This window comes from Weissella sagaensis, assembly GCF_005405285.1.
Taxonomy (GTDB): Bacteria; Bacillota; Bacilli; order Lactobacillales; family Lactobacillaceae; genus Weissella; species Weissella sagaensis.
In genome coordinates this window covers 34,726-58,731 of record NZ_BJDT01000001.1, presented here as the reverse complement: position 1 = coordinate 58,731, position 24,006 = coordinate 34,726, and the positions used below count along the sequence as shown (strand labels likewise).

The 24,006-nt window shown below is 36.3% G+C and carries 23 protein-coding genes, 1 pseudogene and 2 riboswitches; of the genes and pseudogenes, 7 read left to right on the top strand and 17 right to left on the bottom strand.

Annotated features, from left to right (window positions below):
* Window positions 1-31: 31 nt before the first annotated feature.
* The 3 genes from FFM55_RS00265 to FFM55_RS00255 are packed head-to-tail and all read right to left on the bottom strand — an operon-like array spanning window position 32 to window position 1,833.
* Window positions 32-745 carry a hypothetical protein gene (locus FFM55_RS00265; RefSeq protein ID WP_042492268.1) on the bottom strand — a complete coding sequence of 238 codons (714 nt, stop codon included), beginning with the start codon at window positions 743-745 and terminating at the stop codon, window positions 32-34.
* Window positions 745-1,452, bottom strand: coding sequence for an ABC transporter ATP-binding protein (locus FFM55_RS00260; RefSeq protein WP_042492270.1), 708 nt, complete (start codon window positions 1,450-1,452; stop codon window positions 745-747). The genes FFM55_RS00265 and FFM55_RS00260 overlap by 1 nt, the downstream gene beginning before the upstream one ends.
* 9 nt (window positions 1,453-1,461) lie before the next feature.
* Window positions 1,462-1,833, bottom strand: coding sequence for a GntR family transcriptional regulator (locus FFM55_RS00255; RefSeq protein WP_042492271.1), 372 nt, complete (start codon window positions 1,831-1,833; stop codon window positions 1,462-1,464).
* 127 nt (window positions 1,834-1,960) lie between these two features.
* Here FFM55_RS00255 and FFM55_RS00250 point away from each other — a divergent pair, with 127 nt between their 5' ends.
* Window positions 1,961-2,659 carry a ribonuclease H1 domain-containing protein gene (locus FFM55_RS00250; RefSeq protein ID WP_042492274.1) on the top strand — a complete coding sequence of 233 codons (699 nt, stop codon included), beginning with the start codon at window positions 1,961-1,963 and terminating at the stop codon, window positions 2,657-2,659.
* Between the two features lie 231 nt (window positions 2,660-2,890).
* On the opposite strand, the gene FFM55_RS00245 is transcribed toward FFM55_RS00250, so the two are convergent.
* Window positions 2,891-3,709 carry a Cof-type HAD-IIB family hydrolase gene (locus tag FFM55_RS00245; RefSeq protein WP_042492276.1) on the bottom strand — a complete coding sequence of 273 codons (819 nt, stop codon included), beginning with the start codon at window positions 3,707-3,709 and terminating at the stop codon, window positions 2,891-2,893.
* A 37-nt stretch (window positions 3,710-3,746) separates the two neighbouring features.
* Window positions 3,747-5,090, bottom strand: coding sequence for a TrkH family potassium uptake protein (locus tag FFM55_RS00240; protein WP_137600341.1), 1,344 nt, complete (start codon window positions 5,088-5,090; stop codon window positions 3,747-3,749).
* 735 nt (window positions 5,091-5,825) lie between these two features.
* On the opposite strand from FFM55_RS00240, the gene rlmH reads away from it, so the two are divergent.
* Together rlmH and FFM55_RS00230 are read left to right on the top strand one after the other, a co-directional pair.
* Window positions 5,826-6,305, top strand: coding sequence for a 23S rRNA (pseudouridine(1915)-N(3))-methyltransferase RlmH (rlmH, locus tag FFM55_RS00235; RefSeq protein WP_042492279.1), 480 nt, complete (start codon window positions 5,826-5,828; stop codon window positions 6,303-6,305).
* Between the two features lie 440 nt (window positions 6,306-6,745).
* Window positions 6,746-7,615, top strand: a complete 870-nt coding sequence (locus FFM55_RS00230) for a formate/nitrite transporter family protein (protein WP_081839282.1) — start codon at window positions 6,746-6,748, stop codon at window positions 7,613-7,615.
* A 96-nt stretch (window positions 7,616-7,711) separates the two neighbouring features.
* Here FFM55_RS00230 and FFM55_RS09760 read toward each other — a convergent pair whose 3' ends face one another.
* Window positions 7,712-7,849 carry a hypothetical protein gene (locus FFM55_RS09760; protein ID WP_155982497.1) on the bottom strand — a complete coding sequence of 46 codons (138 nt, stop codon included), beginning with the start codon at window positions 7,847-7,849 and terminating at the stop codon, window positions 7,712-7,714.
* A gap of 201 nt (window positions 7,850-8,050) precedes the next feature.
* Between FFM55_RS09760 and FFM55_RS00225 the strand changes: the two genes are divergently transcribed.
* Window positions 8,051-9,805: a thiamine pyrophosphate-binding protein gene (locus FFM55_RS00225; RefSeq protein ID WP_137600340.1), complete on the top strand. Its 1,755-nt coding sequence runs from the start codon at window positions 8,051-8,053 to the stop codon at window positions 9,803-9,805.
* A 54-nt stretch (window positions 9,806-9,859) separates the two neighbouring features.
* Here FFM55_RS00225 and FFM55_RS00220 read toward each other — a convergent pair whose 3' ends face one another.
* The 3 genes from FFM55_RS00220 to FFM55_RS00210 are packed head-to-tail and all read right to left on the bottom strand — an operon-like array spanning window position 9,860 to window position 12,250.
* On the bottom strand, window positions 9,860-10,429 hold the full coding sequence (locus tag FFM55_RS00220; RefSeq protein ID WP_137600339.1) for a DapH/DapD/GlmU-related protein: 570 nt from the start codon (window positions 10,427-10,429) through the stop codon (window positions 9,860-9,862).
* 54 nt (window positions 10,430-10,483) lie between these two features.
* Window positions 10,484-11,494: an alpha/beta hydrolase gene (locus FFM55_RS00215; RefSeq protein WP_137600453.1), complete on the bottom strand. Its 1,011-nt coding sequence runs from the start codon at window positions 11,492-11,494 to the stop codon at window positions 10,484-10,486.
* Window positions 11,495-11,515: 21 nt separating this feature from the next.
* Complete coding sequence (locus tag FFM55_RS00210; protein ID WP_137600338.1) at window positions 11,516-12,250, bottom strand: SDR family oxidoreductase; 735 nt, start codon at window positions 12,248-12,250, stop codon at window positions 11,516-11,518.
* Window positions 12,251-12,341: 91 nt separating this feature from the next.
* Between FFM55_RS00210 and FFM55_RS00205 the strand changes: the two genes are divergently transcribed.
* Window positions 12,342-12,746 carry a MerR family transcriptional regulator gene (locus FFM55_RS00205; RefSeq protein ID WP_042492289.1) on the top strand — a complete coding sequence of 135 codons (405 nt, stop codon included), beginning with the start codon at window positions 12,342-12,344 and terminating at the stop codon, window positions 12,744-12,746.
* Between the two features lie 27 nt (window positions 12,747-12,773).
* Here FFM55_RS00205 and FFM55_RS00200 read toward each other — a convergent pair.
* The 6 genes and pseudogenes from FFM55_RS00200 to FFM55_RS00175 all read right to left on the bottom strand — a co-directional run bounded on the left by FFM55_RS00200 (window position 12,774) and on the right by FFM55_RS00175 (window position 18,075).
* Window positions 12,774-14,000: pseudogene (locus tag FFM55_RS00200) on the bottom strand (dicarboxylate/amino acid:cation symporter).
* 1 nt (window position 14,001) lies between these two features.
* Window positions 14,002-15,189: a Zn-dependent hydrolase gene (locus tag FFM55_RS00195; protein WP_042492294.1), complete on the bottom strand. Its 1,188-nt coding sequence runs from the start codon at window positions 15,187-15,189 to the stop codon at window positions 14,002-14,004.
* A gap of 13 nt (window positions 15,190-15,202) precedes the next feature.
* Window positions 15,203-15,973: a thiazole synthase gene (locus tag FFM55_RS00190; protein WP_137600337.1), complete on the bottom strand. Its 771-nt coding sequence runs from the start codon at window positions 15,971-15,973 to the stop codon at window positions 15,203-15,205.
* 10 nt (window positions 15,974-15,983) lie between these two features.
* The gene (gene thiF, locus FFM55_RS00185) at window positions 15,984-16,634 is read right to left on the bottom strand and encodes a sulfur carrier protein ThiS adenylyltransferase ThiF (protein WP_042492298.1); all 651 of its coding nucleotides are present in this window, start codon (window positions 16,632-16,634) and stop codon (window positions 15,984-15,986) included.
* Window positions 16,635-16,650: 16 nt separating this feature from the next.
* Window positions 16,651-16,848: a sulfur carrier protein ThiS gene (thiS, locus tag FFM55_RS00180; protein ID WP_042492300.1), complete on the bottom strand. Its 198-nt coding sequence runs from the start codon at window positions 16,846-16,848 to the stop codon at window positions 16,651-16,653.
* Window positions 16,849-16,892: 44 nt separating this feature from the next.
* Window positions 16,893-16,981: riboswitch (TPP riboswitch) on the bottom strand.
* Between the two features lie 95 nt (window positions 16,982-17,076).
* Window positions 17,077-17,168, bottom strand: a riboswitch (TPP riboswitch).
* Window positions 17,169-17,238: 70 nt separating this feature from the next.
* The gene (locus FFM55_RS00175) at window positions 17,239-18,075 is read right to left on the bottom strand and encodes a DUF368 domain-containing protein (RefSeq protein WP_137600336.1); all 837 of its coding nucleotides are present in this window, start codon (window positions 18,073-18,075) and stop codon (window positions 17,239-17,241) included.
* 177 nt (window positions 18,076-18,252) lie between these two features.
* Between FFM55_RS00175 and FFM55_RS00170 the strand changes: the two genes are divergently transcribed.
* A complete protein-coding gene (locus tag FFM55_RS00170; RefSeq protein WP_042492304.1) occupies window positions 18,253-18,777 on the top strand; it encodes a GNAT family N-acetyltransferase in 525 nt (174 codons plus the stop codon).
* A gap of 387 nt (window positions 18,778-19,164) precedes the next feature.
* Here the strand turns inward: FFM55_RS00170 and FFM55_RS00165 are convergent, their stop codons facing one another.
* Together FFM55_RS00165 and FFM55_RS00160 are read right to left on the bottom strand one after the other, a co-directional pair.
* On the bottom strand, window positions 19,165-20,526 hold the full coding sequence (locus tag FFM55_RS00165; protein ID WP_042492306.1) for an amino acid permease: 1,362 nt from the start codon (window positions 20,524-20,526) through the stop codon (window positions 19,165-19,167).
* 290 nt (window positions 20,527-20,816) lie between these two features.
* Window positions 20,817-21,485, bottom strand: coding sequence for a potassium channel family protein (locus FFM55_RS00160; protein WP_042492309.1), 669 nt, complete (start codon window positions 21,483-21,485; stop codon window positions 20,817-20,819).
* 207 nt (window positions 21,486-21,692) lie between these two features.
* Here FFM55_RS00160 and FFM55_RS00155 point away from each other — a divergent pair.
* Window positions 21,693-24,006: NEAT domain-containing protein (locus tag FFM55_RS00155; RefSeq protein WP_137600335.1), on the top strand; the 2,314-nt coding region annotated here is incomplete at its 3' end.

The following is a 24,006-nucleotide window of genomic DNA, read 5'->3' as shown; positions in this document are numbered from 1 at the left end:
GTCACATTTTGCTCAGTGAGATGTTTTTTCATTATTTTGCCTCATTATGATATCTTAACAAGTACCAAATTAATCCTAGCATACCAATATCAGCAATAATATCTGTAATCCAGCTATCAGGTAACCATGATAACCCATAGCCCAAAATAAAAATCATTAAAATCAGGCCGAATATTTTTGCACGTTGTTGCCATTTATCACCGACAAAACCCATTAACCAATTATTCGTTACAACGGCTAAATTCACAAATAAATATAAAAAGATTAACCCATCAAAAAATTGACCGACATGATACAGCGTAACAGAGGTTAAAACGTCCATAATATTGTCATGATAGTCTGAATTCATCAACCATTCCAATCCTAAAAAGACAATTCCAGTAACCATCATGGCAAACACATTCACAATAAACCGACCGACCAAGTTCCAAATCATTAATTGATCAATACGTGCTGGTAGCAAAACATATTTTGATTTATTCCATGATTTAGAAGATGAAATAAACATACGCACACCCAAAACTAAAACAATTAAAAATGCTAAAAGGCCTTCAAAGACGATAACACGATCTTTAAATGCGGCAATACCGCCACCATCATTTATTAACGTATTATGCGGTACAAAAGGTAATAATTGCCAAATAATAATTAGTATTGCGACCACTGCACCAATTCCAGTAATGAATAGTACATGATTCATTGAATCTTTAGCGAAGATTTTAAAGAGACGTGTATTTTTTAACATTATTCACGCCCTCCATTATCCTCAATATAAAGTTGCGTATAGTATTGTTCTAACGACAAGCCTTCTGTTTGACGAATATTTTCAACAGATTGGTAGGCCAATAAACGGCCATCTTTTAGGATAAGCGCATCATCAACTAAACTTTCAATTTCTTGGATATAATGTGTTGACACCAATACCGTCGCATCTTCTGGAAGCCAGTGTAACAATGACTGCATAATCTTTTTGCGGGCTAATACATCAACACCCCCAAAAGGTTCATCTAACAAATAAACTGAGGTGTCTCGTGAAATAGTCAAGGCAATCAGTAATTTTTCAATCATTCCAGTAGATAATTTAGCAATCCGCCGACTACGATCAATACGCATAAATTTAATCAATTCTTCCATACGGTCTTCATTAAAATCTGGATATCCCATTTTAAAATAAGCCACAACGTCACTGACACGATCATAATTATTAGTCCAACTCAATGTTGAAACATATGACAATTTCGACTTAATCGTTGCACCCATAACACCATCAATCATAATGTCTGAATGTGGATTGGGTTCAATCAAGCCTGCAATTAACCGCATTAACGTTGTTTTTCCAACGCCATTTTCACCCAATAAAGCCACTGTGCGGTTCTCTGGAATAGTAAAGCTTAATCCTCGTAGTATAACATGCCGGCTTTTTGTATAATGTAAATTATTAACCTGTAACATTATGCCTCCCTATGGTTGTGTTTCTTCATATTTAGCGATAGCATGAGCCACTAGTTCAGGTATTTCATTAACTTGCGCAACGTGTATCACATTATCAATATATTGTTTGGTCATATCAATTTTTTTATCTGCTTTTATGATGCTAATTTTCGTTGGATCTTCAGTAACAAAATTACCTTGACCGCGCTTCGTAACAACTAAGCCATTTTCAACTAATTGGTTAATCGCATTTTGCACAGTTCGCGTACTAACAATTAATGTTACAGCTAAATCACGTACCCCTGGTATTTTACGACCAGCTTGATACGTGCCTTCCATAATTTGTTGTTCTAGCCAAGTTGCAACTTGTAAATAAATCGGTTGATTCGAACTAAATTCCATGTTAGCTCCTTTCAGTGTTGCACTGTTATACTACACTAAAACAATATTAACTGTCAACTTGGCAGTATACCAAAAAATACGTTATGATTAAGTCATAAAATTCATGATTAAGGATAGCTGATTTACTATGAAAACTTACGCCATTGTTGGTAATCAATACGAAGGTCTTTACACAAAACCTTGGTCACAAGTCCAAGCTTATACACGCACAAAACCTGCACCAAAATTTAAGGGGTTCGCGACCAAAGCTGAAGCACAAACTTGGTTTGATGCGCAAATAGCTGTTCAAAATGATCAATCACGTCAGTACACAACTGCGTATAATGGTCAGTTTAAAGCCGACCCTCATCAATATTATATTTTCACCGATGGTGGTAGCCGTAATACTGGTAACGTAGCTGGTGGTCATGTCAAAGCTAGTGATAAAGCTGGTTGGGCAATTGCTATTTACCACGGTTCTAACCTAACTGATCCGATTTTCACCGACAGTGGCGCCTATTTTGGACGCACAAATAATGAAATGGAAATTTTAGCCCTGATTAATGCGCTTTTACAGGCAGGTAAAGTTTCAGATCCCATTACGATTGTCAGTGATTCAAAATATGTATTAGATAGTGCCACAAATTGGATGTATAACTGGGCAGATAATAATTGGCGCAAAAGCTCTGGTGAAATTGCTAATCTAGATGCTTGGCAACAGATTTATGCGTTAATACCACCGCTTGCAACACGTTTATCTTTCATTTGGGTAAAAGGTCATGCTACAAGTCACGGTAACATTACTGTTGATCAACTATTAAACGACGCTATGGATAACTTATCATAAACTACCAGCCAGCTAGGCTGGCTTTTTTTATACTTAATTGTGAATTATTTCACTATAAATATCAAGGAAAATTTATCTACATTTTAAAAGGGGAAACAAAATATTAACACATTTAATTTTCAATCGAACTTTTTCTCCAACCACCTCATTACATCGTGTATATTTATACATTTTATGCAATTAAAAAGCCAACCTTGTTTTAACAACAAAGCTGGCTTTTTACAAAATTATTTAAATTAACGTATCAATCGTTTTCAATACACCATCATGATTATTATCATCAACAGCTAACGGATAAAGGGCTTTTAGCGTTTCATCACCATTAATCATTGCAAATGGGCGTGCTGCAGTGGCTAACATTTCGGCATCATTTAAGCCATCACCAAATGCAGCCAAATTTTCATTTAATTTAAACCCATAATGACTAGCTAACACCTGCAAACCATTCGCTTTATTAATCTTAGGGGCTACGATATCAACTGAACCATATCCAGATGTTGTCACATGGCCACGATCGTCCAAAGTTAAGCGCGCTGCATCAATAAATTCTTGCATTTTATTTTCTTCATACGTAATCGTTACTTTTAAAATTGCCTCATTAATTTGATCCACCGAATCAATTAATTTTAAATTCGGATAAAATTTAGCTATTTTAGCTTTGTGTGCTAGATTAATACGTGCTTGTGATTTCAACATATAAGGTTGTGTTATCCCCGTAAAAACTGCGCCATGTATCGGTTGGAAAGGTAGTGCGTTAACAACTTCCATAATGACAGCAACATCTTTTACATGTAGCCCAACCATTTGAATAATTTCTCCAGCAGCCGTTCGGACAACTGCGCCGTTATCGGCAACTAAATCATATTGACCCGCAAAGGACTTAAATATTGGATCCACTGATGCAACATCACGACCACTTGCAACTACAAAATGACCATTTTGTGCCAATAATCGATTTAAAATAGCCGTAAAATGTGTTTTATGATAATGCTTTTTATCATTTAAAAACGTGCTATCTAAGTCTGACGCAATCATTTTAATTTCTGTCATACTTTAAACTCCCATCATTTACATTTTTTTCTTTATTCTAGCCAATAATGACTTCTTCAGTCGGGTATTGGAATTTACGTGGCTTGTCACGAATATTCATGACAGAAAACATAACTGTATACAAACCAACACGACCGATAAACATGACAATCATAATCACAACTTTTCCAAATTCTGTCAGATGAGGAGTTAGCCCCAAAGAAAAACCAGTCGTTGAAAATGCTGAGATTACTTCAAAAACAATGTATTCTAAACCTTGTCCTTTCGGTATTGTTTCAGTAATCGTTAACAACAATGAAACAACTGCCACAAAAACAATTGAGATAACCGCTAACATCATCGCCTTAATCACAATTTTTTGACTAAAACGTCGGCCGCCAAAGTTCACTTGCTCTTGACCACGTAACGCCGCCATTGACTGCATCCATAAGATACCTAGTGTTGTCGTTTTAATACCACCAGATGTCGATCCTGGCGTTCCACCAACAAACATTAAAAAGGTAATAATCATAATTCCCGCAGCAGATAAATTAGATAGCGGTATGACCTCTAATCCAGCGGTTCTTGGTACAACTGCTAAAAACAAACTATCCACGATACGATTACCAAAAGAGGTGGTCGTCATAAGTGGTGCTAAAATTTTTTCAGTAATAAGGAATAGAACAAAACTGATACCTATCAACCAACCAGACACGTGAATGGCAACTTTAGTATGTAAGCTGACGCGTCGTTGTTTGTAAAACAATAACAGATCACGCCAAACTAAGAAACCAAGCGATCCAGCTGTAATCAGCAACATCCAAATAATCAAAATATACGGATCATTTTGTAAGAAAGAGACTGGTTTATCAAAAAATGTAAAACCAGCATTTCCAAATGATGAAATCGATGAAGCCACACTGAGATAAATACCTTTGGTCAGACCAAAGCGTGGTATAAAATCAGGTAGCATCAAAAATGCGCCAATTAATTGAATAATGGCTGACAATGAAAACACATATGATAACACACTTTTAACATCAGCTAAATTTCTAAGATTTAAGGCCTGCTGCGCCATTAAACGGGCTTTCAAATCCAAACGTTGGCCGGTAAGCGCAAATAACAACACTGCAAACGTCATAAATCCTAAAGCACCAATCTCTATCATAATAAGCAAGATAATCTGACCAAATAATGACCAAGTCGTCGCAGTATTAACAACCGTTAATCCCGTTACGGCCGTAGCTGAAACTGCCGTAAATAATGCATTCATAAAGTTAACATGTACACCTGGTTGTTGTGATATCGGCATCCTTAATACAAAAGCACCAACAAATATAATAACCAAAAATCCCAGCGTTAAAATCTGTGGTGGCGTTAATTTGCTAAATATTTTTTTCATAATTAAGTATCTCCCAACATATTTACATTATACAGGAGGAACACAAAAGTTTTTCACAGATTTTTGTGGACAAATGGAGGAAAAGTCCACGTATTCCACCGTCATCTGTGGATAACCTGTTAATAACTTACGTTTTTTCCAAAGAAAACCTTGTTAAATCAACCAATACCTCAATGTGGATAACCTGTTTAAAAGAAGCAAATAAAGCAAAACACTATTAAATTAGGGTTTTAACTTAAAATTAGGTTAAACCTTATTAAATTTTAGGCTTTTAATAAAATTTACCATACTTTTTCAAAAATAATATGTGTTTAAATCGTTTTACTATTATTAAATCAACTAAAAAAGGGGAGATAAATTGCTAAAATCGAATATTTTTCTTTTAAACAAGTTATATATTTTGTTAATAAATCACAAATATGAAATCTAGTCTGTGCATAACTTTTTATAACTATTCTTATATTAGGGAAAATTCATTTAATGTAGCGTTTACAAATACTGTTATGATAACTTTTTAAAAGTTATGCACAGACATAACACACAACTGTGTATAAATAGGTAAAAATGTTAACGTAAACCTTTAAAAGGTCTGATATAATAATGTTTATAGTTGTTTTAAAACCTGTTAGTAACTTGTGGATAACCTTATTTTTAATATGATTTTCGCTATTTATCCACATTTAAACAAATAAATTTTAAAAATCAATTATTTTTTATAGAAAGGCGAACAAACAAATGAACATAAAAATTATTGGCGTTGGTAAGCTAAAAGAAAAATATTTAAAGGATGGCATAGCTGAATATACTAAGAGATTGCATAAATTTGCAAAAGTATCCATTATTGAAGTACCAGATGAAAAAGCACCTGAACAACTTTCGCAAGCGCAAATGGACCAAGTCATGGGTAAAGAAGGCGAACGCATTCTAAGTAAAATTAAAGATAAAGAATATGTGTTTGCACTAGCTATCAAAGGAGCTGAACGTTCTAGTGAAGAACTTGCTGCTGAAATTGAACATTTAACCGTTCAAGGAAAATCAGATTTAACATTTATCATTGGTGGTTCTTTAGGATTATCACCTGAAGTTTTAAAGCGTGCCAATACGCAAATTAGTTTTGGACGTTTTACTTTGCCACATCAATTGATGCGTCTTGTCTTAACTGAACAAATCTATCGAGGATTTATGATTAACGCCCACACACCATATCATAAATAAATCTATGATCCATGCCAGCATACCGATAATTATACCGGTATGCTTTTTTATACTATTTTTCTTCACAATGTTCACAGAATATTTCTTGAATTACGGCATATAACAGCGTAATGTAAGTTCGTCGACGAAGATGTATACCATTACATCTTTTATTTTTATGTTCATAAAATGATGTTATGAGTGAGTACATTACAATTTTAAATACATCAGAAATTCTTTATTAAGCTCGATAACTTTGGAAAAAAGGTTTGTATAATCACGGCATAATCCGGTATGGGCTAGATTTCCCGTCTTTTTTAATTAAATAACTTTTACCAAATAAAGAGCAGCTGTAACATCTACGCAAGTTACAAACTACTATAAAGAATATCTATTATTTAACATGCTATGTTTCTCAATAAACCCTGAAATTCAAAAATTGCTAGAAAAGAGAAAATAACATGGATATACCTCAAACAAGAGATAACACTGTGAAACCACCTGTCGCTGATACCATCCATAAGCAGGAGTCTTCCGTTAAAAAATCACCACTATTTAGCAAAATAGATGCTGCTTTAATGAACAAGGTCGCTTTGTTTCAAACAAGTTATGCACGTTACGCTGCGCGGGCAATGCTGGCAACCTTGTTTTTAACTTTAGGAACGGCTGCCGCATTCGGAACAGCTCTACAAGCTGAAAAGATCTTACCCGGTTCTGGTAAATTTACCTTTGCTTTTATGTTTAGTTGGTCATTGGTTATGATTATCTTCATGGGAGCCGAACTAGGAACATCCGACATGATGTTTGTGACTGTTGGGGTCTACCGTAAAAAAATTAATTTTTCAACCGCCGTTAAGGTTTTAGGAACAACATTATTATTTAATTTAATTGGGGGAATTTTATTTGCTTATCTTATTTCATTGACCGGACCGTTCCAAGATTTACCAACAAATAATTACCTATTTGATGGTATTGCGAGTAAACTAAGTAAACCCTCATTGCAAATTTTTGTCGAAGCCATTTTTGCTAACATTATCGTTAATACAGCCTTATTTATGAACTTACGAATGAAAGATGATGCTGGTAAAGTGATGGCTATTATTTTTATCATCTTCATCTTTGCATTCTTAGGATATGAACATGTTATTGCTAATTTCCCAGCATTCTCACTAGCTTTCTTCGCCTCACATGGCACAATTGCTGGTATGACTCTTGGAAGCGTGCTACACAACTTATTCTTTGCCTTAATTGGTAATTATGTAGGTGGTGCGTTAATCATTGGCATGACTTATGCTTGGATGAACAAGACTAAGACAGATTATGTTGATTAACAAATAAAACAATCGATATTTAAAAGGCAAATAAATGTAATTTTTATATTTTAAAAACGACAGTAAATATTTACTGTCGTTTTTGTATACGTATACCTATTCTTCAAAAAATAAATTGTCATCAATCACGACAATTGTTTTCTCTCGCACACCCATTTGATTGTCGTACAATAAATCCATTAATTCTTCACTGATAATATCATTCGTTGTTCTGATTTCAACCCATACATCCATATACTGTGACACAGTGTAAAAGTTTACAAATAAAACAGAAACAAAATCCCGAATTTACTCCAAAAATATAAAACAGTCCTTTAACTTACAAAAAGTAAGTGATATACTAATCATTGTTCACAAGTTGAACAAATATCAATTAATAAAAACAAAAGAACGATTTTATACCGCTCCGTTTAATGTGAAAAGAGGTATCTATTCATGGCAAATATGACAGCAGGACAAGCATTAGCAAAGGTATTAGAAAAATGGGACGTAGATCACGTCTATGGTATTACGGCTGATTCTGTTAACAATATGGTTGACGGTCTATATCAAGAACGTGAAAACATTAAATATATTCAAGTGCGACACGAAGAAATTGGGGCTTTAGCTGCTTCAGCAGATTCAAAGTTAACAGGTACAATTGGCGTAGCATTTGGATCAGCTGGTCCAGGTTCCGTTCATCTATTGAATGGATTATATGATGCCAAAATGGATCATACGCCCGTATTAGCATTAGTTGGTCAATCTGCTACGGGGGTAATGAACACTAATTTCTTCCAAGAAATGAACCAAGACCCAATCTTTGCTGACGTGGCAACTTTCCATAAGCAAGTTGTCAGTGCAGAACAGATTCCTCAAGTAGTTGATGAAGCAATTCGATCAGCATACGCAACACGTTCAGTTTCAGTTGTTATCTTGCCTGATGATTTATCGGGTCAAAAAATTGACTATACAGAGCGTCAAACCAAGCCTTATAAGCAGCATCAACTAGACTTAGCTATGTCATCTGCAGATGTGAACCAAGTGACTTCGGCTATTAAAAACGCTAAACGTCCTATTATGTGGCTTGGTAAAGGAGCACAAGGGGCTCGTGAGGAAGCAATTGCGGTCGCTGAAAAGTTTGGTCTACCAGTCCTATCAACTGCTCCAGCAACTGGTATTTTCCCAACAGATCATCCTTATTACATGGGGGCTCGTGGTCGTCTTGGGACTAAATCAGCGTTTGAAGTCAGTCAAACAAGTGATTTGATTCTATTCGTCGGAACCAACTATCCATTCGCTCGTTTCATGCCACAAGATAAAACATTTATCCAAGTAAACAACAATTTAGCTGACTTAGGTAAGCAATTTGATGCGAATATCACAGTCCTAGCTGATGCCAAGCGTTTCTTATCTGAATTAGCTAACACTAATTATCAAGCAGAAACGACGCCTTTCTTAGCAGCTGCTAAGCAGGATCGTCACCTTTGGCTAGATTGGTTAGACAAACTAGCTAAAGATGATAAAAACGGTTTACGGGCTGAAGGTGTCTTACAAGCAATTAAAGAGAATGCTTCAGATGACGCTATCTTTGGTCTTGATGTTGGTAATAATACGGAGTGGTCAATTCGTCAATTACCACTTAATAAGGGACAAAAATTTACGATGTCTGCATGGTACGGAACCATGGGATTCGGGCTACCAGCAGGTCTAGCTGGTAAATTAAGTTTCCCAGACAAACAAGTTTGGTCAATTTCAGGAGATGGTGGTTACGCTATGGTTATGCCTGATTTACTAACTGAAGTGAAGTATAATTTGCCTGTTATTAATGTTGTCTTAGAAAATCGTGCCTTTGGTTACATTGCACATGAAAAAATTCAAGCTAACCAAGCACCTTATGGTATTGATTTATTAGGTGCAAATTGGGGTGAGATGGCTAATAACATGGGGGCAATTGGCTTTACTGTTACTAATTTAACTGAATTACACGAAGCGATGACTCAGATTAATGAACTCCAAGCACATGGTAATACCAAACCAATCGTCTTGGATGCTAAAATCCAAAATATTGATCCTATTGATACTAGCTTTATGCCACTTGAAACAAGCACTTTTGGTGAAGACATGGTCAATAATTATCGTGAAACATATGACTTACCAGTTGATGGACAACCCGCATTTAGTGACATTTTAAAAGACTTTGAAGCATAATTATCTATTAATTAAATAAAGCAAGCTGCCAATTAGTGGTAGCTTGCTTCTTTTTTAATATTCCAGATGTTTAACAAACTTAGCAGGGGTGCCTGCAACAACTGTATTAGCTGGTACATCCTTGGCAACCACCGCACCAGCAGCAACGACTGAATTTTCACCAACCGTAACACCGGCTAAAATGGTGGCATTAGAACCAATCCATGTATTATTTGCTAATTTCACAGGTTGTAGATGCAAAGTTCCTCTATGTTTTGGATTTAAATCATGATTAATCGTTGCAATGACAACGTTATGACCAATTAAACTATTGTCACCAATCTCAATTTTACCCTGGTCTTGAAAACGGCAACCTGAGTTAATAAACACATTTTTTCCAACAACAATATTTTTCCCAAAATCTGTTGTAAAAGGTAAAAACAGTGTAAATGCTGAATCAACTGTTTTGCCAATAATCTGAGAAAATTGGTCTCTGATTTCATCATCCGTGTAAACACCTGTATTTAAAGTCATACACAAGCGGCGTGTTTCTGACGACACGTCATTCATTGCACGATTAAGTTCTGAATTTGCAGGTATAACGTGATCTGTGTCCATCTTATTTATTAGTTCTTTTATTTCCATATTATACCCCTAAAATTTCTCAAATTATCTACTAGCGCATCAAATAAAGAAAATTTATTTTAAATTACCTTTAAAGAATGATTCAAATTTATCAAAGGGAATTAATGTCATTTGATCATACAAATCCACATGTGTTGCATTAGGTACAATAACTAATTCCTTAGGTTCGTGCAAGTATTCATATGATTTTTCTGCCATATGGCGAGAATGTGCTTTCTCACCGGTTACAATTAGTGTTGGTCGAGGAGCGATTTCAGAAATTTTCTGCTGCAAGCTAAAATTATAATAACTCCAAGGACTCGTAGCTGCCCAAGCACCATTTGAATTAACTGATCGAGGGTGGAAAGCCCGTTCCTTATAATAGTGGAAAAAGTCGGTAGTTACTGGATCTGCATCTTCATCCAATTTATCTGGCAATATACTTGTCAAATGAATAGGTTGGTCATTCTCATCGAAAGGTAATTCATGTGGTCCGACTTCGTGAGTATTATTTTCAGCATCATGCCAACGTTGTTCTGCTAAATAATCACGTTCAATATCTTGTTGCTTTAGCGTCTTAGAACCATCTATACCTTGCCACATTGATTCACCCATATCGTACATAACACTGGTCGCAACGGCTTTAATACGTTTATCAATTGCAGCCGCAGTAAGCACATGACTACCAAGCCCACAAATACCTAAGGCACCAATTTTTTCACGATTAACATAATCTTGCATACCAATAAAATCAACAGCAGCTGAAAAATCTTCTGTAAAAATATCTGGTGATGCCATGTTACGGACATTTCCTGAACTCTCGCCAGTAGTAGATTGATCAAATGCCAAGGTAACAAAACCGCGTTCTGCTAAAGTTTGTGAATATAAGCCACTTGATTGCTCCTTAACAGCCCCAAAAGGTCCTGATATCACAATTGCTGCATATTTATTTCCCTCTTCGAAATTCAACGGCTTATAAAGGTGACCAGCTAAAACAAAACCGAATCTATTTTGAAATGTCACATCTTGCACATCTATATTTGGATTTACTGCAAATACACGTGTATCATTTAAAATTTTAGTCATCATATTACCTCTTTCATATAATTAAACCGGTTGTTTGATAGGTCGAATAATAATTTCATTAACATCCATGTTGTCAGGCGTATCAATTGCATAAGCAACAGCCGTCGCCACATTTTCAGCAGAAAGTCCAATTTCCTTTTCGTTTTCTAGTTCTGCTTGTTGCGTTGCTTCATCAGTAGATGATTTATATAATTCCGTTGCTACAGCACCAGGTGACACGATTGAAGTACGAATGCCATCATTATGATGTTCCTGGCGCAAACCTTCCATAATTGCTCGTACCGCAAATTTTGACCCATTATAAACTGCTAAATTGGGTACAACGACATGACCAGCTACCGAATCAGTTGCAATAATATGCCCAAATTTTTGCGATTGCATGATTGGTAAAACAGCCGCAATTCCATTAAGAACACCCATAACATTAACATTCAAAATATTTTGCCACTCATTACGAGCACCCTTAATTAAAGGATTAATCGGCATAATACCTGCATTGTTAAATAGGACATCAATTTTTCCAAAATGTTCAATTGCCGTTTTTACTAAATCATTAACTTCATCAAAATTAGTGACATCGACTTTTTGTGTGATGATTTCTGCTTCAGAATATTTTTCCTTTAGCTCATCTAATTTATCTACACGTCGTGCACCAATAACTAACTTTGCATGTTGTTTTGCTAAATTTGCAACTGTTGCAGCACCAATACCACTTGAAGCACCTGTAATAACAATCACCTTATCTTTAATTGACATATATTCGTTTCCCCCTTGGTTACATTATATGATACGATTACTTTAAACCCTAAACCTGACTTTAGGTCAAACAATAAGGAAGGTAGTAATTATGACAACAGTCTACTCGATTGGTGAGGTTGCTAAACAATTCAATCTTTCAATCTCAACTATCCGTTATTATGACAAAGAGCATTTAATCCCAAATTTACAAAAAAATACAGCAGGGACAAGAGTTTTCACACAAGAAAACTTGGACACCATTAATATCATTGAATGTTTAAAGAAATCCAATATGTCGATTAAAGATATTAAGACTTTCATTGAATGGTGTGAGACGGGGGATGAAACACTTCAACAACGCCTTAATATGTTCCAACAACTACAGCAATCAGTTCAAGAGCAAATGGCTGAACTCCAAAAAACACTAGATACCATTAACTATAAATGTCATTACTATACACAAGCAGTTGCCGATGGTACTGAAGAATACGTAAAAACAGGTCACAATGTTTAAATTGCAACCTGCTTTTTTGTATGACTTTTAATTTTCAATTGATACGGACACTTGTGATAGTTCATGCTCATCTGCCGCAATCATAATCGCAGTTGTTGTGTCACCAACGACATTTAAAGTTGTTCTAAAAATACCCGCAAACCAGTCGATACCAGCCAATAAAGCAATGCTTTCAAGTGGTAAACCAAGGGCAGGGACGATAATCGTTAAAGCAACTAAGCCACCACCTGGAACAGCGACAGTGCCTAAACAGGCAACAATTGCTAATAAAACAATTTCTAACATCATCAAAAACGAAAGTGACAAACCATAAAATTGCGTCATCGTAACACAAGCTAAAGCTAAATACATTGCTAATCCATTACTATTTAATGCCATCCCCAACGGCAACACTAATTCGCTAATTTCTTTCCCAACACCCAATCGTTTTTCAGCATCATGCATTTCGACTGGTAATGAAGCAGCAGAAGACGTGGTCGTCATAGCAATCAATATAATATTCGCAAAACCATGTAGGACCGCATGCAAAGACATATGTGCTCGCAGCATAATCATGGTAAATAGGCCCATTAAAAATAGTAGCGTGCCTAACCCAAATATGCCTAAAAATTTGATTAAAGGTATTAACACCTTTAATCCGTTATCAGCTGTCACTGCTGCCATTAAAGCACCGATTCCTAGTGGCGCTAACCGTAAAACAGCTTGAATTAATGACACCAATAATTGATTTAACTGCTACAATCCCGTAAGAATAGCGTCATATTGCTGACTAGTATTTGCCTTACTTAATACCACTCCAAACAACAAAGCAAAGATGATCACTTGAATCGTGTTACCTTGTGTTAAGGCTTCAAAAATATTAGTTGGAAAAAATCCCAATATCATATCAGTTAATGCAACTTTATTTTTAACAATGTCATCAGTCAGAGGTGCATTAAGTGTTAAATGTAGTCCCATACCCGGATGGAACAAACAGCCTAGAATTAAACCAACTAGGGCAGCAATCACGGTTGTAATCGTAAACCATAATACGATTCGCATACCTAAACGGCCTAATTGCTTGATGGGTAATTTACCAATTGCCGCAATAACCGTACAGAAAACCAAAGGGATTACTGCCATTTGAATCAACCTTAAGAAAATATCGCCAATAATTTTAATATCGGCAATCTTAGATCTTAAAACAGCACCCAAGATGATGCCTAATACCGCACCAATAATAATTTGCGTTGTTAGACCTAATTTTATTCTCATTTCATTCACCATTTGCCTGTACAAATAAACTGTTTGCCAGCAACGATACACCCATTAGTAAGTCAGCCGATTTTGTATATTCAGTAGGAGTATGACTAATGCCAGCCTCACTAGGGACAAAAATCATCGTTGTCGGTACAAACGAACTCATAATTTGACTATCATGACCAGCACCAGAAAATAATGTTTGATATGAATAATTCATTTGGGTTGCCAAAGCTGCATTTTGCATACGTAAATCATCTGACAATCGCGTTGCAGATACGCATAGTGTTTCGATAACACTTGTTCGTTTAGACTGTTCAAGCAATTGCAGCATCTGTGTCACAAAAGCCGTTAATTGATCATCAGTATTTGCTCGGCAATCAATGGTAAAGCGGCAACTTTCAGCAACAACATTGCTGACATTGGGTGAGACATGTATTTCACCAATCGTAAACGTTAAATCTTCTGCTGCTTTAGCTGCTAATGCATATAACTTCGCCATTAATGCACTAGCCGTTGCAATCGCATCCTGCCGTTGTATCATTGGTGTTGTACCAGCATGATTGGCTTGCCCATGTACTGTCACTTCATATCGTTTTTGTGCAACGATACCGGTTACTAAACCGATTTTTTTGTGACTTTCTGCCAGACGTGGTCCTTGTTCAATGTGTAATTCGGTAAAAGTTACGGGCAGTGACACGCGCTGGGTTTTAACATGAGGTAGTTGCTGCAATTGTGTAACCGCTAAACGTCTCGCTTCGTCAAACGTTATCCCTTGTTTATCTGATATTACTTCCGTCTGTAATGTACCCGTATAATATTTTGAACCCGTAAAAGTAGCTGGAAAACGGCTACCTTCTTCTTCACTAAATGAAATTAATCGTAGCGGGTGTTTTGGTATACCATGTTGCTCATAAATTTGTTGAATAGCACAAAAGCCACCCAAAACACCGTATAAACCGTCATAACGGCCACCATGTTTTACTGTATCCATATGTGAACCAGTTGCGACAGGCCGGTCATTCATTTGTCCAGGAAAATCTAAGTAAACATTGCCATAATCATCGACCGTTGCCGTTGCACCGTTACGTTGACCTAATAAAATTAATGCTCGTTGATTGGACAACCAGTCTTGGTTATATACAAGTCTATTTTGATTATGTTGATGAGTAAACTGATTCAATAAATCTAACAATTGTGACATTCTAATAACCTAGCTACTTACTAATTCCCAAAATAGGGGATGATGCAGCTGCTTTTTTATCTAAGACACGACCAGGCTGGGCCAAATAACCTTTACGTCCTGCTTCAACAGCTAACTTAAAAGCTTCTGACATCAATGGAATATCACCAGCCGTTGCCATTGCTGTATTTGCCATCACTGCAGCTGCACCCATTTCCATGGCTTCAGCCGCTTGGCTCGGACGACCAATACCAGCATCGACAATAATTGGCACGTCAATTTCATCAATCAAAATTTGAATCAAATCTTTTGTTGCTAATCCTCTATTAGTACCAATTGGTGCACCTAATGGCATTACCGCAGCTGCACCAGCTGCGACTAATTTACGAGCTGCATTTAAGTCAGGTAACATGTATGGCAAAACAATAAATCCTTCATCAGCCAATACCTGTGTTGCCTTAATTGTCTCTTCATTATCTGGTAATAAATATGTCTTATCAGGGACAACTTCTAATTTAATAAAATCACTACCACTCAATTCACGTGCAATTCGGGCCATACGAATTGCTTCTTGAGCATTCGTACTACCAGATGTATTAGGTAAGATAGTAACATCATCAGGAATATAATTTAGAATATTTTCTTCTTGCGTATTCGTACGACGAAGTGCCATCGTAATAATTTGCGCACCGGCATGATGAATTGCTGAATCAATTAATTCATATGAATACTTACCAGAACCCAAAATAAACCGTGAGGAAAAATGGTGTCCACCAAGAATTAGTTCATCATTATTTTCAGTCATTATGTTTCTCCTATTCTGACAATACGGGTTGGTTAGTCAATAAACGTAAAATCGCATTCGCTTCATGTCCGGCACATACCATAACACGTGGTGCCATCAATCCTTCCATGCCTTTGCTATAGCCATCCCCACAAATATAGACATTTGGTAATGGTTGCTTTGTTTGTATTTCATTGGTAAGATGCAACCCAGCCATCCCATTCCCCATAACCAATGGCTTATCAGGATAATGTTTTGTTGCACCTTCCAATAACATTGCCTTTGCTGTTGGATTATCAAATGCCTCACAGATAATATCAGCATCTGCAAATAATTCAGCAATGTTCTCTGATGTTATCTTAGTTTGCACCGTATCTATCTCAATAAATGGATTAAATTCCAATAAATTTTGCTTTAACGCCGTTACTTTTGGTAAACCAATTTGACTAACTTTATACTGTTGCCGGTTAAGATTACTCATTTCAATCGTGTCAAAATCAATAATTGTTAAATGACCAACACCACTACGAGTAAGGGCGATTGCAATATTAGAACCCAATCCGCCAGCACCTGCAATGATTACATGCGCTTGTTGTAATTGCTCAGTTGTACCAGCAACATTACGTTCCTTCATTCCCATAAAGAATTCTTTGACGTCTACGCCTTGAAACTTTGGTATCATTTCATCGTCCTCTTTTCTAACCACCACCTACAAAAGAAATTAATTCAACCTTGTCATTTTCAACCAAGATTTTTGTATCTAATTGATCACGATGAATAATTTCACCATTTAATTCAACAACAACATTTTGCATCATACTTGTCTTAGCTTTTAGTAAATCGGTTAAAGTTTTACCAACCATTTGATCCATTGGTTTACCATTTACATTAATCATTAAAAAATGCCCTCCTTTCTGATCATGAAAGAAGGGCATTTGCACATAGTCAAATATCGCTCTTCCTTCGATCGCATTACCGACATCAGGTTCATGGGTATTTCTCAGCCTTACGGCACCCCAGACGATGATTCTTTAGATTTAATTTTTACCAATCGCTCTATACGATCCGAATAAAATAAAAAAGGTAGTCTCTTTGCATACACAAAAAGACTACCCATTAATTTCTATAAATGGACTGTATCTTCCTGCGCAGGTATTAACCAAATCAGGTTCAGTGGGTATATTCTCAGCCATATGTGGCACCCCAGATACGTTAATTAACTTAACTACTTAACAGTAGCACGTTTTTTTTATTAATACAATCCTTTCAAGTAAGCGGTTCCATAATTAAATTGTTGTTGGTTTAACTTTTTGTTCCAGATTTCCCATCCACCAACCAAGCCAAGTTCCCAACGCTAACAAGGCAATTGCAAACAAGTAGTGCCAAATCGTAAATCCGGTATAGTCCAACGGCACAATCATGACGGTAGAAGCCATGACAATTCCAAAAATAGCATGGAATAACTTTGCATAAGCCACTTTGAACACATATGCCATCACTTTTGCAAATACTAAAACGATAACTAATAAGCCAACAATCAGTGGGACCAGTACTGATAAATCACCTGTTTTAATACCATCACTCATTCCTTTATATAATCCTAGGTAAATCAGAAAATTTGATGGACTTAGCCCTGGAACTAATAAACCTAGTCCAATCAAGCCACCTGATAATAACCAAGCACCTGTACTAGGTGTCATGGTCGAAAATAGGGGCTGTCCAAACCATAAGAATAGCAACATTAGCACACCAGTCATAACCATAATACCTAGATCAGCTTTAGAACGACCATGTTTACCAGCTTCTTGCCACAAAGTTGGAATCGTTCCTACAATGGCCCCAATAAAGAACCAACGTGCCACATTTTCTACTTCACCCAACATAAAACTAATCACAAAGGAAAGTAGAAAAATACCAATCACAGCGCCAATACCAACTGGCAGGAAGAATAAGAAATTAGCTTTGAAATTTTTGAATGGATTAGCCATGAATAATATCATACGTTCATATAAACCAAACACAGCAGCTAAAGCACCACCACTGATTCCTGGTAAAATAAATCCCGATCCAATTAATGCGCCTTTAACAGCACGGAAGATAGTATCTCCTGGTCGTTTTTGCATTGATTATAGCCTCATTTCATTTATCATTTTGTTGATATTTATATTATTTCTCTTCATTATATCTGATAAAGGCTTATAATAAGTTAAAAAATAGACTTTTATTAACTTAATGACAAAATTCTTTTTTAAGTTCTTTGCTATAATGAATTACAAAATATTTTTATGGGGGAATATCATATGCCTTTAACTTATACACGTCTAGCTCAACCAGAGGATGTTGATGCTATTTTTAGTATTATTCAACAAGCGGTTGCATATCTAGGTAGTCAAAATTCACCACAATGGCAGGGCACGGCCGAACCAAAACGCGATGAATTCATTCATGATATCCAAAAGGGGAGCGTTTATGTTTTAATTTATAATCATGCTATAGCCGGCATTGGTAAACTAGTACCCGGTCCAGAGCAAGCCTATGAAAATATTGATGGTTCGTGGCTAGGGGATGAAAAACAATATATGACACTACATCGCATTGCCATCGATGCCAACGTTCGGGGGCAAGGATTAGCACATCAACTAATTCATGATTTAGTTTTGCTATCCTTAGATCATGGTTACCGAGATATCCGTATTGATACACATGAAATTAATCAAGGTATGCAAAAAACAGTTAAAAAGGCCGGCTTTGATTATCGTGGTCATGTGTTAATGCCCGTGCCAAATGGTGATCGATTGGCATTTCAACTTTTATTGACTGATTAATATTTTTGAGAAAAAAATAACCGTCTTAGCTTGGTAGAGCTAACGGTTATTTAAACACAATCTAATACCGTTTTAAACGGCTCTACGAAAGAAGTCTTGTGGTAAACAAGGCTTCTTTTATTTATAGGCATATTATTTAAGCGATAGTGCTAGTGTTATGCAAATTATTTAATGTTATTTATACCATCCTGAAAACCAGCTATAAAACTCATAATAAAATTATTAATCACTGGAACGAAATACAAAATCAAAGTAAATATAATAAGCAAACCCACGTAATGTTTTTGAAACCGTCATTTTTGCACCTATTAGTTGCAGTCCTGTCACAACAACCTTTCTATAAAAAAAGGTGGTACAAAATATTTTGTACCACCTTAATATCATCATCTATTTAAGCGCATCATGTTGCTTAGACCACAAACTATAACCACCAACTAACGCAACAAAAAATACAATTGTTGCAACCACTGACCATCTCGTTGACCCATCAATTGTCAGAATAATCAATATAATCAGGAAGAACAAAATAGTAGCATAACTAGTTGCTGGGAACCATGGCATTTTGTATGGATTGTTTTTTGATGCTGCCGATTGCTTATATTTAATATGAGCAATCATAATCAAAATCCAAACAAAAATAAAGCTCATTGTTGCAACACTTGTGATTAGTGTGAAAATTTTTGAAGGGAAGAAGTAATTCAACAAAACAACAACTAAAAAGACAACTGCTGATGCTAACATCCCTGTTATAGGGACCATATTTTTTGATACTTTTGCCAATGATTTTGGCGCTTGCTTATTTTTAGCTAATACATATAAAGTACGTGATGTTGAAAAAATAGCTGAATTGGCTGCTGACAACGCTGCTGTCAACACCACGAAATTAATTAATGTTGCTGCAAATTTAATACCCATCCCTGCAAAAACTTGAACAAAGGGCGATTGTGTCGTGTCAATTTGATTCCAAGGATAAACTGACATGATAATACCAATCGCACCAACATAAAACAAACCAATTCTAATCGGAACTGAGTTAATGGCCTTTGGTAGATCACGCTCTGGCTTTTCAGTTTCACCAGCAGTCAAACCAACCATTTCAATACCAGTAAAGGCGAAGATGACCATTGGAAATGCCATGACAAATCCTTGCCAACCAGTTGCAAAAAAGCCACCGTGTGATACAAGATTTGTAAAACTAGCCGTATTACCACCTGTATGGAAACCAGTTAAAATCAAACCGATACCGACAACAATCAAAGCCAGAATTGCAAAGACCTTAATTGAAGCAAACCATGATTCAAGTTCACCAAACCACTTTACATTAATTAAATTAAAAGCCACCAACACAACAATAACAATCAATGGCGTCACCCATTGTGGTAACGTTGGAAACCAATAACGTAAGTAAATACCACTTGCTGTTAAATCAGCCATCGCTAAACTCGACCAACTTAACCAGTATGCCCAACCAATCGCAAACTCCCATTTATTACCTAAATAAATGCGAACAAAGTCAATAAATGACCGTATTTTGGTGTTAGACAACAATAATTCACCAACTGCTCGCATCATGAAATAGGCAAACAAACCTGTGATTGCATAAGCTAAAATAAGGGCAGGACCAGCTGCTTTAATTGCTGAACCTGAACCTAAAAATAGTCCTGTTCCAATCGCACCACCAATAGCAATCATCTGTACATGGCGTGCTTTAAGTCCACGTGATAGCTCACGCTCCGCATCATTATTCATAATATATACCTCACTGCATGAGGACAAAAAAATGCCCCCATGCCAAATTAAATTTGACATAGGGACGTTTGATAACGCGGTTCCACCCTAATTCTTAGTCACTGACTAAGCCACTTAATTACAGGTAATTTTCATCCCTCCAAAAGCGCCATTACTAGCTTACAATCATTTGCTTTCATCAACCGCAAACTTTCTAAAATCATGTTTATGACTAGTAATCTCTTTTTTCTTCGAGATTGAAATTAGTATGGTTAACTATATGCTGTTTATCATTATTAGTCAAGAAAGCATTATCTAATTTTGGCCACCAACGACTCAAAATGTTTAACATCTTTTGTTGCACCAACTACTGTTAAAACATCCCCAATTTGAATTATTTCATCTGGATCTGGTGTAATAACAACACGATCTTGTGAGCGAATAGAAATAATTGTTAATCCATACTGCTTACGAACATCAAGTTCTGCAATTTCTTTATTCGCAAAACGTAAATTACCAATTTTAATTTCACCTAATGAATGTTTATCTCCCAAGTCAATAAAATTAAGAAGGTTGGGGGTCATCAGTTGTTCAGCTAACCGATGTGCCATTTCACTTTCCGGACGGACAACTTGATCAGCACCAACTTTATCTAACACACGTGCATGTAGATTATTCTCAGCTTTTGCAACTACATGACGAACGCCCAAATCCTTCAATAGAATAGTTGTTAGAATTGATGCTTGTTGATTATGCCCAATCGCGACAACGACATGGTCGAAACTAGCCAAATCCAAATCGCGTAACGCATCTTCATCTTGCGCATCAGCAATGACAGCATGTGTGGCAATATCCATATAACTTTCTACTAAATTTGGATCTTTATCAATGACCAAAACTTCTTGATCAGCATTAATTAACGACTCTAATAACGAACTACCAAAGCGGCCTAAACCAACAATTGCATACGTTTGTTTCATATCCATAACCTCTTAATTTTTCTTCTATTTATTTTATCACTAATCACATTTAAACTGTGATGACAACTGTTGCTTGATAAACCTAAAAATAAGCTTTAAAATGGTCTATGTTCAATTGTGAACATTCTTTGAATTTTCAAAGAAAACTATCTATGTCCCATTTATCGGACAAACATTAAATTTTTTATAAGGAGATCATAGACAATTATGAGTACTTTTTCACGAACTGCAACATTGTTTTCAACAGTTGCTTTGGGAAGTATGCTGACAGCAACCACAGTATCCAGTGTCGATACCGTTATTCACGCTGCCGAAACAACGCAAACTGCTGCTCAAAAGCAAAGTTACAAACTACAAATTTTGCAAGGGGATAAAGATACCCCTTCAACAGCTTCACAATTTTATTTAGATACAATTTCATTAGAAAAGTTAGCTAATGGTGATTACTATGCCTACCTAACATCTAACACCCCAGCTAATCTAGGGGATGAACCGATTGCTAGTACAGATACCCAACACCAAGTGGTAAAAATGGGAACAAAGCAAAATAATGGTTACAATCAGACAGTTTATCGGATGACTTTGTCAGCTAATGAATTAGCGAGCGGCCAACCTATCAAAACGAATATTCACGTGAATATTCCAATGATGAACTATGACCATAACTATACAATTCGTCTAAATATCCAAGGATTTAAACCTGAACCTGTTGCAAGTTCACAAAGCACATCTAGTGCCTCAACTACCAACAGTTCAGCCGTAGCACCAAGTTCCAGTGTTGCTAATAGTGCAACAACTGAATCAAATGTTGCAAATGGTGTTTCACAAAGCACTAAGAACAACCCATCATCAACAACTGATACATCTAAATCAACTGTTGCCAAAACTGACTCATCACAAAATGATTCACAACAAGCAACTAGTGACACAGCCGCTTCAACAGTTAATAATTCACAGACGACTAAAAGTACTGTAGATGCAAAAGCTGATGATCAAATTCCCGCTGGTAAAGAAGTTAAAATGACAGCTGACCAAGGGATGGATAGATTCTTAAAGCCTTCTGCTTATATTAACATTAAAGGGGATTTGACCGACGTTACTTTGAGTCTTAATAGCGATAAAGTGATTAGTATGATTCCTTATATGATTTTTGATGGTCAAAAGAAAGATGTAACAAGTCAAAATATCACTTTCACCATCCCAACTAAGGACTTAGTAGCAGATAAAGATGGTAATGTAACGTTAGCTTCAACGACCCATGTCGATGCTGCAGATCACGTCATGGACTATCCATCAAACTTGACGTTCAATATTAGTCAATTAATGCCTGCACAAAAGACATTCAAAACTGGCGACTACCAAATCGCCGTTAGTCCTGACAGTCAAATGGATCGTTTCTTTGCACCAAAGTTTAACGTTAAAGTTGGTGACGTTACCAGTACTGTAACTGTTACTTATCAAAACCCTAACATGATGGCAATGATTCCAAATGTAACATTTGATGGTCAAACAAAAGATCTAAATGGCAAAACTACGGTTGATTTTACCATTCCAACTAAGGACTTAACACCCAACAAAGATGGCAAAGTTACCATTGCATCATTCACAAGTGTACCAATGAGTCCACATAAAGGTTATGCATCAAACATAACTTTGGATATGAATCCTGCACTAACAAATCCATCAAATGACCAAACTGATTCATCAGCTAGCTCATCATCAGAAACACCAGTAAAACCTGATAAAGACATCTTGCAAGACGGCACTTATTCTATTAATTATAATGTCTACAAGTCAGGTACTACTGATGCTTCAACCATGGCTACTTACATGACTGAATCAGCTAAGGTAACCGTTAAGAAAGGCGAGGCTACCGTTGACTTTGCAACTAAGAATGATGCAATGTCAATGATGAAAGAATTTTCTATTAACGGCGTGAAAGCCCAAGCCAAAGGCGATTCTTGGATTGTCAAGCTACCTGTTAAAGATTTAACTAAGACAGCTAATGCCCAGATGACTATTTTTGTTGCTGCTATCAATTTCACAGAAACACCTAGTGCAGATATTGTCTTTGATATGAAGAGCGTTAAAACATTAGATAATGATGGTGGTGCATCATCAAGTTCTAGTGCTGCTTCTTCAAGCAAACCTAGTCAAAGTTCTTCTAGCGCTACTTCTTCAAGCAAGCCTAGCTCAAGCTCTTCTAGTGCTGCTTCTTCAAGCAAACCTAGCTCAAGCTCTTCTAGTGCCGCTTCTTCAAGCAAGCCAACCACACCAGCTAACCCAACTATTGAAAAAGACGGCAATTATTCTATAAACTACAAAATTTACAAATCAGGTACTACTGATGCTTCAACCATGGCTACTTACATGACTGAATCAGCTAAGGTAACCGTTAAGAAAGGCGAGGCTACCATTGACTTTGCAACTAAGAATGATGCAATGTCAATGATGAAAGAATTTTCTATTAACGGCGTGAAAGCCCAAGCCAAAGGCGATTCTTGGATTGTCAAGCTACCTA